This is a genomic window from Candidimonas nitroreducens (genome assembly GCF_002209565.1).
GTDB classification, from domain to species: Bacteria; Pseudomonadota; Gammaproteobacteria; order Burkholderiales; family Burkholderiaceae_B; genus Candidimonas; species Candidimonas nitroreducens.
In genome coordinates this window covers 132,001-144,445 of record NZ_NJIH01000001.1, presented here as the reverse complement: position 1 = coordinate 144,445, position 12,445 = coordinate 132,001, and the positions used below count along the sequence as shown (strand labels likewise).

Genomic DNA, 12,445 nt, shown 5'->3' with positions numbered 1-12,445 from the left:
GCTGCCTTGCCGTACTACTTGTACCGTCTGCGGCTTCGCGCCTCGTTCTCTTTTGCTTGGCCAATCCGTATCAAAGCATACACTGAAAGATCATCTGCGAATCAGGCCTCGGCCAGCTCGCCCGCCTTCTCTTCGTGCAGGTAACTGACGCCGGGCAGTTCGCTGGCATAGACGGCCGACACCAGCGCCTCGATGGCGGCCGGGCGCGGAAAGCTCTTGCGCCAGACCAGCACCACGCGCCGGTCGGGCACCGGTTTCTTGAAGGGAATGTAGCTCAGCAGATCGCTGTTCATGCCGGGCATGGAAAGCGAGCTGGTGGGCAGCACCGTGACGCCTATGCCGGCGGCAACCATGTGGCGGATGGTTTCCAGCGACGAGCCTTCGAAGGTGCGCTGGATGCCGTCGCTGGCGGCGGAATAGCGCGACAGTTCGGGGCACACTTCCAGCACCTGGTCGCGGAAGCAGTGCCCGGTGCCCAGCAGCAGCATGGTTTCTTTCTTGAGATCTTTGGCGTCGATCTCCTTGAGCTTGGTCCAGGGATGATGGCGGGGCACCGCCACGACAAAGGGTTCGTCGTACAGGGGCCGCATCATCAGGCCCGACTCGGGCAAAGGCAGCGCGACGATGGCGCAGTCGATCTCGCCCTGGCGCAGCAATTCAAGCAGCCGCACGGTGAAGTTTTCCTGCAGCAGCAAGGGCATCTGCGGTGTGGCGGAGATCTGCGCAGGCACCAGCCTGGGCAGCAGGTACGGCCCGACGGTATGGATGACCCCGACGCGCAGCGGCCCGGCCAGCGGGTCGTGGCCTTCGCGCGCGATTTCGCGCAGGTTGGCGCCCTCTTCCAGCACGCGCTGCGCCTGCGCCACCACCTTCAGCCCTATCGGCGTGACCCCCACCTCGGTGCCGCCGCGCTCGAACAACACCACGCCCAGTTCGTCCTCGAGCTTGCGGATGGCCACCGACAGCGTGGGCTGGCTGACGAAACAGGCTTCCGCCGCGCGTCCGAAGTGGCGTTCGCGCGCCACGGCCACTATGTACTTCAATTCGGTGAGGGTCATATCTGCATCCTGCAAAAACAAATTCAGTAAGAGACGAGGGCGGCGGTTCTCAGCTGCGCAAAAAATCCTGCCGGCCGCGCATCCAGCGTTCCAGATGGGCCCGCGCATGGCGCGGAAAGGCTTCCCGCAATTCCTGCGCCACCGCCCTGGCGCGCTCAACCAGCTGCGCATCGGTTTCCAGGCTGGCGAAGCGCAGCAATTCCACGCCCGACTGGCGCACTCCCAGGAATTCTCCGGGCCCGCGCTGTTCGAGGTCGCGCTGGGCAATCTCGAAGCCGTCGGTGGTTTCGTACATGGCGCGCAGGCGCTGCCGCGCCACCATCGACAGCGGCGCCTGGTACATCAGCACGCAGACCGACTGCGCCGACCCGCGCCCTACCCGGCCGCGCAACTGATGCAGCTGCGCCAGCCCGAAGCGTTCGGCGTGCTCGATGATCATCAGCGAGGCATTGGGCACGTCGACGCCGACTTCTATGACTGTGGTGGCTACCAGCAGATCCACGGCGCCGTCGCGGAAGGCCTGCATCACCTGCGCCTTCTCGGCCGGCTTCAGGCGCCCGTGCACCAGGCCCACGCTCAGGCCCGGCAGCGCCTGCGTCAGCCGCGCGTGGGTATCGACCGCGGTCTGCAGCTGCAGCGCCTCGCTTTCCTCGACCAGCGGACAGACCCAATAGGCCTGGCGCCCCTGGCGCACTTCTTCGACCACGCGCGCCACCACCTCGTCGCGGCGCGCGTCCGACACCAGCTTGGTCAGCACCGGGCTGCGTCCGGGCGGCAGCTCGTCGATTGCCGAGATGTCCAGGTCGGCGAAGAAGGTCATGGCCAGAGTGCGCGGTATGGGCGTGGCGCTCATGTTCAGCTGGTGCGGAATGTAGCCCGGCTCGCCTTGCGTCTCTCCTTTGCGGCTGAGTTCCAGGCGCTGGCCCACGCCGAAGCGATGCTGCTCGTCGAGTATGACCAGATCCAGGCGTGCGAATTCGACTTTGTCCTGGATCAGCGCCTGGGTGCCGATGGCCAGGCCCGCCCGGCCCTCGGCAATGGCCGCCAGCGCAGCCTTGCGCGCCTTGGGCGCGAGGCTGCCCGTAAGCCAGGCGATCTCTACCCCCAGCGGCTCCAGCCAGGCCACCAGCTTCTGGAAATGCTGCTCGGCCAGGATCTCGGTGGGCGCCATGATGGCCACCTGCGACCCGCTGGACAGCGCCTGGGCCGCGGCCATTGCGGCAACCACGGTCTTGCCGCTGCCCACGTCGCCCTGCAGCAATCGATGCATGGGAAAGGGCCGGCGCAGATCGGCAGCGATCTCGGCGGCGGCGCGTTCCTGGGCCGACGTCAGCGTGAAAGGCAGCCGTTCGCGCAGCCGGCGCAGCAGGCCGTCCTGATCCAGGCTGCGAGCGCGCTGGCGCAGGCGCGCGGCGCGAGCCTGCGCCAGCGACAGCTGCTGCGCCAGCAGCTCGTCGAACTTGATGCGGCTCCATGCCGGATGGCCGCGTTCGACCAGATCGTGATAAGACAGTTGCGGCGGCGGATGATGCAGCACGCGGATCGCCTGGTCGAAGGGCAGCAGCCCGTAGCGTTCGCGGATCGCCTCGGGCAGCGTGTCGGACAGGTCGGCCTGCTGCAGCGCCCGGTCGATGGCCTTGCGCAGCACCGGCTGCGACAGGCCGTCGGTGCTGGGATAGACCGGTGTCAGCGCCTCGGGCAGCGCGGCGTCCGCGGCACCCACCTTGGGATGCACCATCTCGATGCCGGCAAAACCGCCGCGCACCTCGCCGCGCACGCGCAGGCGCCGGCCGCGCGCCAATTGCTTTTGCTGGCTGGGATAAAAATGCAGCCAGCGCAGCGCCAGCCGGCCAGTGCCGTCTTCCAGCAGCGCATGCAGCTGGCGCCGCGGATGGTACTGCACCTCGGAATGCAGCACTTCGCCTTCGACCTGCCCCGTCTGGCCGGCGCGCAGGCCGCCTATGGGGACGACCTGAGTCTCGTCCTCGTAGCGCATGGGCAGATGCACGATGAAGTCCTGCGCGTCGCGCAGGCCGAGCCGCTGGAATTTGCGCTCTAGCGTGGCGGCGGGGCTTGCGCCGCGCTGCGGGCCGCGGCCGGCCGGCGCGGCGCTCATCCGTGCGGGTACGCCGCCGGGCCCGGCCACGAGGGCCGCCGGCAGGCGGAGAGCGGCTGCGCCATGGCGGCGCTAGACCACGATGACGGCTTCGACTTCAAACTGGGCGCCCTTGGGCAGGCTGGCCACCCCGATGGTGGAGCGCGCCGGGTAAGGCTGCGGGATGACGTCGGCCATGATGGCGTTGGCGCTGGCGAACTTGCTGAGATCCGTCAGGAACAGCGTAAGCTTGACGATGCTGTCGAGCGTACCGCCGGCGGCCGTAATGACTGCCTGCAGATTGGCGAAAGACTGCCGCACCTGGCCTTCGAAGTTTTCCGATATGAGTTCGCCGGTACCCGGCTCCAGCCCTATCTGGCCGGACAGGTAGACAGTCTTGCCCGAATCTGCCGCCACCGCCTGGGAATAAGGGCCGACCGCCGCGGGAGCCGCGTCGGTGTGGATGATCTGCTTGGCCATGCGTAACCTCTATGAGACGAAAACAACTATCGAAGTGTAATCATCTATAGAGAATATTAACAGCCCCCCAGGGCTTATTTTTCGACGAACGCGCGTTCCACCACGTAGTCGCCGGGCTGGCCGACGCCGGTCGAGACCACGAAACCGCGCCGGTCGAGCATGCTGCTGATGTCGGCCAGCATGTGCGGGCTGCCGCAGATCATGCCCCGGTCGGTGGCCGGATCGAGCGGCGGCAGGCCGATGTCTTCGAACAGCTTACCGCTTTCCACCAGTTCGGTGATGCGCCCCTGGTGATGGAAAGGTTCGCGCGTGACGGTGGGATAGTAGATCAGCTTGTCGCGGATCTGTTCGCCGAAATATTCATTGGCCGGCAGTTCTTTCTGGATGTAGTCCGCATAGGCCAGTTCGCTGGCATAGCGCACGCCATGCAGCAGCACGACTTTCTCGAAGCGCTCGTAGACTTCGGGGTCTTTGATGATGCTCATGAAGGGCGCAAGGCCCGTGCCCGTGGCGAACAGGTACAGGTGCTTGCCCGGCTTCAGGTCTTGCACCACCAGCGTGCCAACCGGCTTGCGGCTGACCAGCACCGAATCGCCCTCGCGCAGGTGCTGCAGGCGCGAGGTCAGCGGGCCGTTCTGCACCTTGATGCTGAGGAATTCCAGATTTTCTTCGTAGTTGGCGCTGGCGATGCTGTAGGCGCGCACCAGCGGCTTGCCGTCGACTTCCAGGCCGAGCATGACGAAATGGCCGTTATGGAAGCGCAGCGCGGCATCACGCGTAGTGGTGAAGGAAAACAAAGTGTCGTTCCAGTGACGCACACTAAGAACTTGCTCGGAGTTGAAGGCTGCCATAAAGATTCGTGGAAGATAGGGGTGCGGCCTGCTCTCAGCCCCGGCCTGTACATGGCCAGAACCGGGAGAGGCCGCTGGATACTGCTATTTTACCTGACTACGGGTTTTTCCCGATAGCGCCCCGCTACCCAGCGCCTGTTACGCCAGGTCGAACAACAGCACTTCCGCGTCGTCGGCGCGTTCCAGGCGCAGTTCCGCCTCGCCTGACACGGCCAGCGCGTCGCCGGCGTGCAGATCCTGGCCGTTGACGCGAATGTCGCCGCGCGCCACGTGCAGCCACGCCTTGCGGCCCGGCTGCAGCGTGTGAACCACCTGCAGCTCGCCGTCGAAGCGGCCCGCGTACATGAGAGCATCCTGGTGGATGCGCATGGTGGATGCGCGGCCGTCGGGCGACAGGATCGGCACCAGGGCATTGGGCACGTAAACCTCGTCGAAAGACTTCTCTTCGTATTCGGGCGTGATGCCGCGCACGTTCGGCTCTATCCAGATCTGCAGGATATGCGCCTCGGTGTCGGGGCTGGGGTTCATTTCCGAATGCACCACGCCGCGCCCGGCGCTCATGCGCTGCACGATGCCCGGGCGTATCGTCGAGCCATGGCCCATGCTGTCCTGATGGCGCAGCGAGCCCGCCAGCGGGTAGGTGATGATCTCCATGTCGCGATGCGGATGGGCGCCGAAGCCACGGCTGGCGGCGATGCGGTCGTCATTGATGACGCGCAGCGCGCCAAAGCCCATGTGCTCGGGGTCGTAGTAATCGGCAAAGGAAAACGTGTGATAGGAATTCAGCCAGCCGCCGTGCTCGGCATGGCCCCGTTCAGTGGCGCGTCGCAGGACATTCATGGAATACTCCGTTTTAAAATATTGAATGGTTGGCCAAGGGCTGGGATTCGCCGATGTGCCAACCGCTATGGAATAATTCTCACACATTGCCTTGCCCCTGTGGCTGAGGCGTTTTAAACTCTATATTCAAATTTTTTGAATGTAGCCTGCCCGGCAGCCGGATCGACGCCTCGGCCCGGCCGGACACGGAAATTCCTGGCGGCGAGCCGCAAAGCCCGAAGGCTGCCGCGAGCCCGCCGCATCGCGGCCGAGGCTCGGGTGCCGCAATGCCGCGCCGCTGCCGAGGCGGCCGCCGCCACAGTCCAGGAGCCTGCCGCCGCATGCAAAGCCTGACCCCCGATATGTTCGTGATGCTCGACGCGATCGCGCGCTATGGCAGCTTCGCGCGCGCCGCCCAGGCGCTGGACAAAGTGCCCTCTTCCGTCACCTACAGCGTACGCAAGCTCGAAGACGATCTGGACGTGCTGCTGTTCGACCGGCGCGGCCCGCACGCCGTCCTCACCCCGGCGGGCCGCGCGCTGCTGGAGGATGGCCGGCACGTGCTGGCGGAACTGGAAGACATCGCCCTGCGCGTGCGGCGCATCGCCACCGGCTGGGAAACCGAACTGCGCATCGCCCTGAGCCCGGCCGTGAATCCCGCGGCCATCTGGGACTTGGTGGCCGAGTTCCAGGCCCTGGCCGCGCAGACGCGGCTGCGCTTCACCGAAGAGGTGCTGGGCGGCAACTGGGACGCGCTGCTGACTGGCCGCGCCGACCTGCTGATCGGCGCCGACGCGCTGCACGCACCGACGGGCGGCTTCAGTTCACGGCCGATAGGCGCGGTGGATTTCGTGCTCTGCATGGCGCCGGGCCACCCGCTGGCACAGCACGAAGGGGCGCTGGCTGCCGGCGACCTGCTCGCCTGCCACGCGATCGTCGTCAGCGACACCAGCCGCCGCCTGGAACCTCAGGATCGCGGCTACCATGCGCGCCAGCCGCTGCTGATCGTGCCCAATATGCACAGCAAGATCGACGCGCTGGTGCGCGGCCTGGGCGTCAGCCACCTGCCGCTGTGCATGGCCCGGCCCTGGCTGGATCAGGGCTTACTGGTGCAGCGCCAGACCGCCACCGGCATCCCCATACGCGAGCAGGCCGTGTACGCCTGGCGCGAGCCGGCCCAGGGCGAAGGCCTGAAATGGTGGCTGCAGCGCCTGGACTCGCCGCGCCTGCACGAGGCGCTGACGGGCTCGGGACAGCAACCCGCCTGAGCCCCTCATCCCATTTCTAAACCGATCGTGAACGCGAAAGCGAAGCGCAGACAGGTGGCCTAGTACAGTAAGCACAGTAAGCGAAGCTGGCGAAGTGTACGGTTGATTTGGAAACGAAATTATTCGTCTTCCAGGCCCAGCTCCTGACACTTGCGGGTCAGCGTATTGCGCCCTATGCCCAGGCGCTGCGCGGCCTCGATGCGCTTGCCGCGGCTGTGTTCCAGCGCGGTGCGCAGCAGGGTGCGCTCGAAATCGCGCGTCAGCGTGCTCATGACCGCGGGTTCGCCGCGTTCCAGCCGGGCGCGGGCGTCGGCGGCCAGCAGTCCGGCCCAGCCCGCGACCTGCGCTGCGCCGTGGACGGCGCCACCCGGGTAAGAGGCAGAGGCCGGCATGGCCTGGGCTCCCGAAACATCGTCACCGCCCAGGCCCGAGCCCGCGCCATGGCCCCGATCGGAGCCCAAACCATTGCCCACGCCATTACCAGCGCCACTACCAACACCCATGCCCTGGTTAGAGCCTGCCGAGGTGCCCCCGCCGGCGTGAATTTCCGGCGGCAAATCGCCGACGTCGACCACCTGGCTGGCGGACATCACCGACATCCAGTGGCAGAAGTTCTCCAGCTGACGGATATTGCCGGGATAATCGAAATCCCGCAGCGCCTGCAGCGCCGCAGGCGTGAGCCGGCGCACCGGCACGCCCAGGCTGCGCGCACTATTGTCCAGGAACAACTGCGCCAGCGCCGGGATGTCTTCCTTGCGTTCGCGCAGCGGCGGCAGGCGCAGGCGTATCACGTTCAGCCTGTGGAACAGGTCTTCGCGGAACTGGCCCTGGGCCACGCGCTGTTCCAGCGGCTGATGGGTCGCGGCGACGATGCGCACGTCCACCTTGACCGCCTGCGAGCCGCCGACACGGTAGAAGCTGCCTTCGGCCAGCACGCGCAGCAGCCGCGTCTGCAGCTCCAGCGGCATGTCGCCGATTTCGTCCAGGAACAGCGTGCCGCCATTCGCAGCCTCGAAACGCCCCTGGCGCGAGGCGGTGGCGCCGGTGAAGGCGCCGCGCTCGTGGCCGAACAGCTCGGCCTCGAGCAGGTCGCGCGGGATGGCGGCGGCATTCAAGGCGATGAAGGGGCCGCCGGCGCGCACGCTATGGGTATGCAGGGCACGCGCAATCAGTTCCTTGCCCGTGCCCGATTCGCCGGTGATCAGCACGGTAGCGCGCGATGAGGCCAGCCGCCCTATGGCGCGGAACACTTCCTGCATGGCCAGCGACGACGATTGCAGCATGACGGCCGGGCCGGAGGCGGGCTGCGCTTGCGGCGCCGCCTCGCGTTCCTGCGCGGCGCGGCGGATTAGCGCCACCGCTTCATTCACATCGAAGGGTTTGGCCAGATAGTCGAAGGCACCCTTCTGGAAGGCCTTGACGGTGCTGTCCAGGTCGGTGAAGGCCGTCATGACGATCACGGCCAGCCCGGGATGTTGCTGCTTGATGGTCTGCAGCAGGCTCAGGCCGTCCTGGCCCGGCATGCGCACGTCGGTAACCAGCACCGACGGCGTCTCGGTGCGCAGCGCTTCGAGCGCCGCGGCGGCATTCGAGAAGCTGCGCACCTCGATCGCCACTTTGGCTAGGGCTTTTTCCAGCACCCAGCGTATGCTCTGGTCGTCGTCGACCACCCAGACGGAGTTCATACAGCCCACCTTTCTGTGTTGTCCGGCGCGTGCACCCGGCCACGGCGCTGGCGCGCGCCGGTGCGCGCCAGCCGTACATCGAGCCGCGCCGCCGCCGCGGCACTCATGGCAGCTCCAGCGGCAGAATCATGCGGAACTCGGTGTAGCCCGGCACCGAATCGAACTCGATGACCCCGCCGTGCTGCTGCACGAATTCCTGTGCCAGGCTCAAGCCCAGGCCCGTGCCGCTGGCGCGGCCGGTGACCAGGGGATGAAAAACCTTGTCGCGCAAGGCCTCGGGGACACCCGGCCCATTGTCGATGACAGAGACCACGATCCCCATCCGCACCGAGCGCCGGGCCAGTATCAATCCGCGGCCGATGCGGGTGCGCAGGGTCAGTACCGGCGCCGCGTCGGTGTCGTTCTCGGTAAGCGCCTGCGCGGCATTGCCCGCGATGTTCAGCAAGGCCTGCAGCAGCCGCTCGCGGTCGCCCACCAGGTCGGGCGCCGAGGCGTCGTAGTCGCGCACGACCTGCAGGCGCGCGCCGTACTCGGCCCGCAGCAAGGCGTAGACGCGTTCGCAAATTTCGTGGATATTGAAGCGCGCGGCGTTCAGCGACTGGCGCTGCGGCGCGATCAGCCGGTCGACCAAGCCGCTGAGGCGGTCGGCCTCGGACATGATGACACGCGTGTATTCGCGCAGCGAGCCGTCGTCCAGCTCGGCCTCGAGCAGCTGCGCAGCGCCGCGGATCCCGCCCAGCGGGTTCTTAACTTCGTGCGCCAGATTGCGCAGGGATTCACGCTGCACGTCGAGTTCCTGGCTAAGATGGCGGTTGCGCTCGATCAGCACGTGGTGTTCGAGTTCGCGCACTTCCAGCAGCGCGGCCCAGGGCTGGCCCTGCAACTGCACCAGGGTAACGCTGACCGGCACGGCGCCGTCCGGGCGCGCCAGCGCCAGATCCTGGCGCAGCACGCCGAAGCGGCCCTGCAGTGCCTGGGAAAAGCGCGCCTGCAGGCCTATGTCCTGGCCGAACAGGCCGTGGGCGGGCGCGCCGGCCAACTGCTTGCGCGACAGGCCGAACAATTCCTCGGCGGCCGCATTGACATGCGCCACCCTGCCCTGCTCGTCCAGGAGCAATACCGCAGTGGCCAGCAAGTCGTAGCTCGAAACATCCATGCCGCTACCCTTTAGGGCCTGTTCACACTAACAGGCCCTAGTCCACTGAAATCGAAGGCCGCAGATGGGCCGGCTTGCCGGGCCGCCGCGTACGCGACACGGCGGCCCGGCGCAGCCCGGGGGCCGCAGCCGCGTATTACAGGCTGTAGTACATGTCGAACTCGACGGGGTGCGAGGTCATCCGCAGGCGGGTGATCTCGGCCATCTTCAGCTCGATGTACGCGTCGATCATGTCGTTGCTGAACACGCCGCCGCGGGTCAGGAACTCGCGATCCTGATCCAGGTATTCCACCGCCTGTTCCAGCGAGGCGCACACCGTCGGGATCTTGGCATCTTCCTCGGGCGGCAGGTCGTACAGATTCTTGTCGGCCGGGTCGCCGGGGTGAATCTTGTTCTGCACGCCGTCCAGGCCGGCCATCATCAGGGCCGAGAAGGCCAGGTAGGGGTTGGCCAGGGGATCGGGGAAGCGGGCCTCGATGCGGCGCGCCTTGGGGTTGCCGACATAGGGGATGCGGATCGACGCCGAGCGGTTGCGGGCCGAATAGGCCAGCTTCACGGGCGCTTCGAAGTGCGGCACCAGGCGCTTGTACGAGTTGGTGCCCGGGTTGGTAATGGCGTTGAGCGCGCGGGCGTGCTTGATGATGCCGCCTATGTAGTACAGCGCGAACTCGGACAGGCCGGCATAGCCGTTGCCGGCGAACAGGTTCTGGCCGTCTTTCCAGATGGACTGGTGCACGTGCATGCCCGAGCCGTTGTCGCCGACGATGGGCTTGGGCATGAAGGTCGCGGTCTTGCCATAGACGTGCGCAACATTATGCACGGTGTACTTCAGGATCTGGTTCCAGTCGGCGCGCTGCACCAGCGTGCTGAACTTGGTGCCGATTTCCATCTGGCCGGGAGCCGCCACTTCATGGTGGTGCACTTCGACCGGCAGGCCTTGCTGTTCCATCAGCAGCACCATTTCCGAGCGCATGTCCTGGAAGGAGTCGACCGGAGGCACCGGGAAATAGCCGCCCTTGACGCCGGGGCGGTGGCCGAGGTTGCCGCCGTCCAGTTCCAGACCGCGCGACCAGGGCGCTTCTTCGGACTTGATCTTGACGAAACAGCCCGACATATCGTCGTTCCAGGTAATGCCGTCGAACACGAAGAATTCGGGTTCCGGGCCGAAATAGGCGGTGTCGCCCAGGCCGCTGGACTTCAGGTAGGCCTCGGCACGCTTGGCCAGCGAGCGCGGGTCGCGGTCATAGCCCTTCAGGTCGGAGGGCTCGACCACGTCGCAGGTCAGGATCAGGGTGGTTTCTTCGCGGAAAGGATCCAGGCGGGCCGATTCCGGGTCGGGAATCAGCAGCATGTCGGAGGCTTCGATGCCCTTCCAGCCGGGGATGGACGAGCCGTCGAAGGCCTGGCCGGACTCCAGCTTGTCTTCATCCACGGAATGGGCCGGCACCGATATATGGTGTTCGCGGCCGATCGTGTCGGTGAAGCGAAAATCGACGAAGGCGACTTCGCGGTCTTTGATGAGCTGTACGACATCTTCGGGGGTGGACATAGGGGCTCCTAGACTGGAATTAGGTCAAACCGAAAACAGGTTTGCCAGGTATAAAGCAATACTTGTGCCAGCTTTGAATGCAATATCCCTGGGGTGTTTTTGCATCGCAGCGCGGGTCGAAAAAAGCAAAACATCAAACGCACCAACTATTCGCACCAATATGGTGCAAATTATAGTGCAAGAGAAAAACCATAATGCACCATTACAGTGCGTAACGGGCAAAACAGAGCCGGGGCTGGGCACACATCATTCCAGGAACTCGGCCAACAAATCATTCAAAAACCGCCAGCCGAGCTCGGTGGCCTGCAGCCTGGAAGGATCCGCCACCACCAGGCCGCGCGCAGTCGCCCTTTCCAGTGCGGGCGCCAGCGCCAGAATGGACAGGCCGGTGCGTTCGGTGAACAGGGCGGCCGGCACGCCCGCCTTCAGGCGCAGCGCATTCAGCATGAATTCGAAACCCAGTTCCTGCGCCTGCACCTCGCGTTGTTCGGCGATATGGCTACCGTCCATGCGTGATGCGCGCTCCATCCAGGACTGCGGGTTGCGCGCCTTCGCCTGGCGCAGAATGCGGTCGTGAAACGACAGCTTGCCGTGGGCGCCGGGCCCGACGCCCAGATAGTCGCCGAATTCCCAGTAATTCATATTGTGCAGGCAGCGCTGCCCGGGCCGCGCGTAGGCCGAGACCTCGTAGCGTTCCCAGCCGCCCTCGGCCGTGTGCTGCGCGATCAGTTCCTGCATGGCGGCGCTGGTGTCGTCGTCGGGCACTACCGGCGGATACTTGGCGAACACCGTATTGGGCTCCATGGTCAGGTGGTACAGCGACAAATGGCTGGTACCGTATGCCATGGCCTGGCGCAGGTCTGCGGCGCAGCCGTCCAGCGTCTGGCCCGGCAGCGCGTACATCAGATCCAGGTTGACCCGCTGCACCGCCTGCTGCGCCATATCCACCGCGGCGCGCGCCTGGCGCGCGTCATGGATGCGGCCCAGGGCCTGCAGGGCACGGTCGTCGAAACTTTGTATACCTAATGAAATTCGATTCACCCCGCTGCGGGCGTAATCGGCAAAGCGCCCGGCCTCCGCCGTGCCGGGGTTGGCTTCGAGCGTGATTTCGGCATCCGGCAGCACCGTGAGATAGCTGCGCAGCATGGCCAGCATCTCGTCCACGGCGGCGGCCGACAGCAGGCTGGGCGTGCCGCCGCCGATGAAGACGGTGGTGACCCGGCGGCCCCAGATCAGCGGCAGCGACTGCTCGATGTCGCTGCGCAAGGCATCCAGGTACTGGCGCTCGGGCAGCTCGCCGCGCAGCGCATGCGAATTGAAGTCGCAATATGGGCATTTGCGCACGCACCAGGGCACGTGCACGTACACCGACAGCGGCGGCAGGCTGTGCAGGCGGGACGACGCTTCGACAGCGGCGGTCGCGCCCTGCGGCAGGCTTTTATCGGGGTGGATGGTAAAGATCGGGTGCGGCACGGGTTCCGCCT

General features: G+C 66.0%; 10 protein-coding genes. 1 reads left to right on the top strand and 9 read right to left on the bottom strand.

The window, feature by feature from the left end; translation table 11 throughout:
• Window positions 1-101 precede the first annotated feature (101 nt).
• The 5 genes from CEY11_RS00660 to CEY11_RS00640 all read right to left on the bottom strand — a co-directional run bounded on the left by CEY11_RS00660 (window position 102) and on the right by CEY11_RS00640 (window position 5,324).
• Window positions 102-1,058, bottom strand: coding sequence for a LysR substrate-binding domain-containing protein (locus tag CEY11_RS00660; RefSeq protein WP_088601417.1), 957 nt, complete (start codon window positions 1,056-1,058; stop codon window positions 102-104).
• Window positions 1,059-1,107: 49 nt separating this feature from the next.
• Entirely contained in the window at window positions 1,108-3,174 is a 2,067-nt protein-coding gene (gene recG / locus CEY11_RS00655; protein ID WP_088601416.1) for an ATP-dependent DNA helicase RecG, read from the bottom strand.
• Between the two features lie 72 nt (window positions 3,175-3,246).
• Window positions 3,247-3,633, bottom strand: coding sequence for a Rid family detoxifying hydrolase (locus CEY11_RS00650; protein ID WP_088601415.1), 387 nt, complete (start codon window positions 3,631-3,633; stop codon window positions 3,247-3,249).
• Window positions 3,634-3,707: 74 nt separating this feature from the next.
• Window positions 3,708-4,484 (bottom strand): ferredoxin--NADP reductase, encoded by a 777-nt coding sequence (locus CEY11_RS00645; protein WP_088601414.1) that lies wholly within the window; start codon window positions 4,482-4,484, stop codon window positions 3,708-3,710.
• A gap of 138 nt (window positions 4,485-4,622) precedes the next feature.
• The gene (locus CEY11_RS00640) at window positions 4,623-5,324 is read right to left on the bottom strand and encodes a pirin family protein (RefSeq protein ID WP_088601413.1); all 702 of its coding nucleotides are present in this window, start codon (window positions 5,322-5,324) and stop codon (window positions 4,623-4,625) included.
• Window positions 5,325-5,644: 320 nt separating this feature from the next.
• On the opposite strand from CEY11_RS00640, the gene CEY11_RS00635 reads away from it, so the two are divergent.
• Window positions 5,645-6,571, top strand: a complete 927-nt coding sequence (locus CEY11_RS00635) for a LysR family transcriptional regulator (protein ID WP_088601412.1) — start codon at window positions 5,645-5,647, stop codon at window positions 6,569-6,571.
• Window positions 6,572-6,690: 119 nt separating this feature from the next.
• On the opposite strand, the gene ntrC is transcribed toward CEY11_RS00635, so the two are convergent.
• The 4 genes from ntrC to hemW all read right to left on the bottom strand — a co-directional run bounded on the left by ntrC (window position 6,691) and on the right by hemW (window position 12,413).
• Window positions 6,691-8,256, bottom strand: coding sequence for a nitrogen regulation protein NR(I) (gene ntrC / locus CEY11_RS00630; protein ID WP_088601411.1), 1,566 nt, complete (start codon window positions 8,254-8,256; stop codon window positions 6,691-6,693).
• A gap of 103 nt (window positions 8,257-8,359) precedes the next feature.
• Window positions 8,360-9,412 (bottom strand): nitrogen regulation protein NR(II), encoded by a 1,053-nt coding sequence (glnL, locus tag CEY11_RS00625; RefSeq protein ID WP_088601410.1) that lies wholly within the window; start codon window positions 9,410-9,412, stop codon window positions 8,360-8,362.
• 136 nt (window positions 9,413-9,548) lie between these two features.
• Window positions 9,549-10,961, bottom strand: a complete 1,413-nt coding sequence (gene glnA / locus CEY11_RS00620; protein WP_088601409.1) for a type I glutamate--ammonia ligase — start codon at window positions 10,959-10,961, stop codon at window positions 9,549-9,551.
• Window positions 10,962-11,207: 246 nt separating this feature from the next.
• Window positions 11,208-12,413: a radical SAM family heme chaperone HemW gene (gene hemW / locus CEY11_RS00615; RefSeq protein ID WP_408608094.1), complete on the bottom strand. Its 1,206-nt coding sequence runs from the start codon at window positions 12,411-12,413 to the stop codon at window positions 11,208-11,210.
• Window positions 12,414-12,445: the final 32 nt, after the last annotated feature.

Excerpts from the sequence above, each read along its gene's own strand:
- glnA (WP_088601409.1), bottom strand. The coding sequence starts at position 10,961 with ATGTCCACCCCCGAAGATGTCGTACAGCTCATCAAAGACCGCGAAGTC.
- ntrC (WP_088601411.1), bottom strand. The coding sequence starts at position 8,256 with ATGAACTCCGTCTGGGTGGTCGACGACGACCAGAGCATACGCTGGGTG.
- recG (WP_088601416.1), bottom strand. The coding sequence starts at position 3,174 with ATGAGCGCCGCGCCGGCCGGCCGCGGCCCGCAGCGCGGCGCAAGCCCC.
- CEY11_RS00650 (WP_088601415.1), bottom strand. The coding sequence starts at position 3,633 with ATGGCCAAGCAGATCATCCACACCGACGCGGCTCCCGCGGCGGTCGGC.
- CEY11_RS00645 (WP_088601414.1), bottom strand. The coding sequence starts at position 4,484 with ATGGCAGCCTTCAACTCCGAGCAAGTTCTTAGTGTGCGTCACTGGAAC.
- CEY11_RS00660 (WP_088601417.1), bottom strand. The coding sequence starts at position 1,058 with ATGACCCTCACCGAATTGAAGTACATAGTGGCCGTGGCGCGCGAACGC.
- CEY11_RS00635 (WP_088601412.1), top strand. The coding sequence starts at position 5,645 with ATGCAAAGCCTGACCCCCGATATGTTCGTGATGCTCGACGCGATCGCG.
- CEY11_RS00640 (WP_088601413.1), bottom strand. The coding sequence starts at position 5,324 with ATGAATGTCCTGCGACGCGCCACTGAACGGGGCCATGCCGAGCACGGC.
- glnL (WP_088601410.1), bottom strand. The coding sequence starts at position 9,412 with ATGGATGTTTCGAGCTACGACTTGCTGGCCACTGCGGTATTGCTCCTG.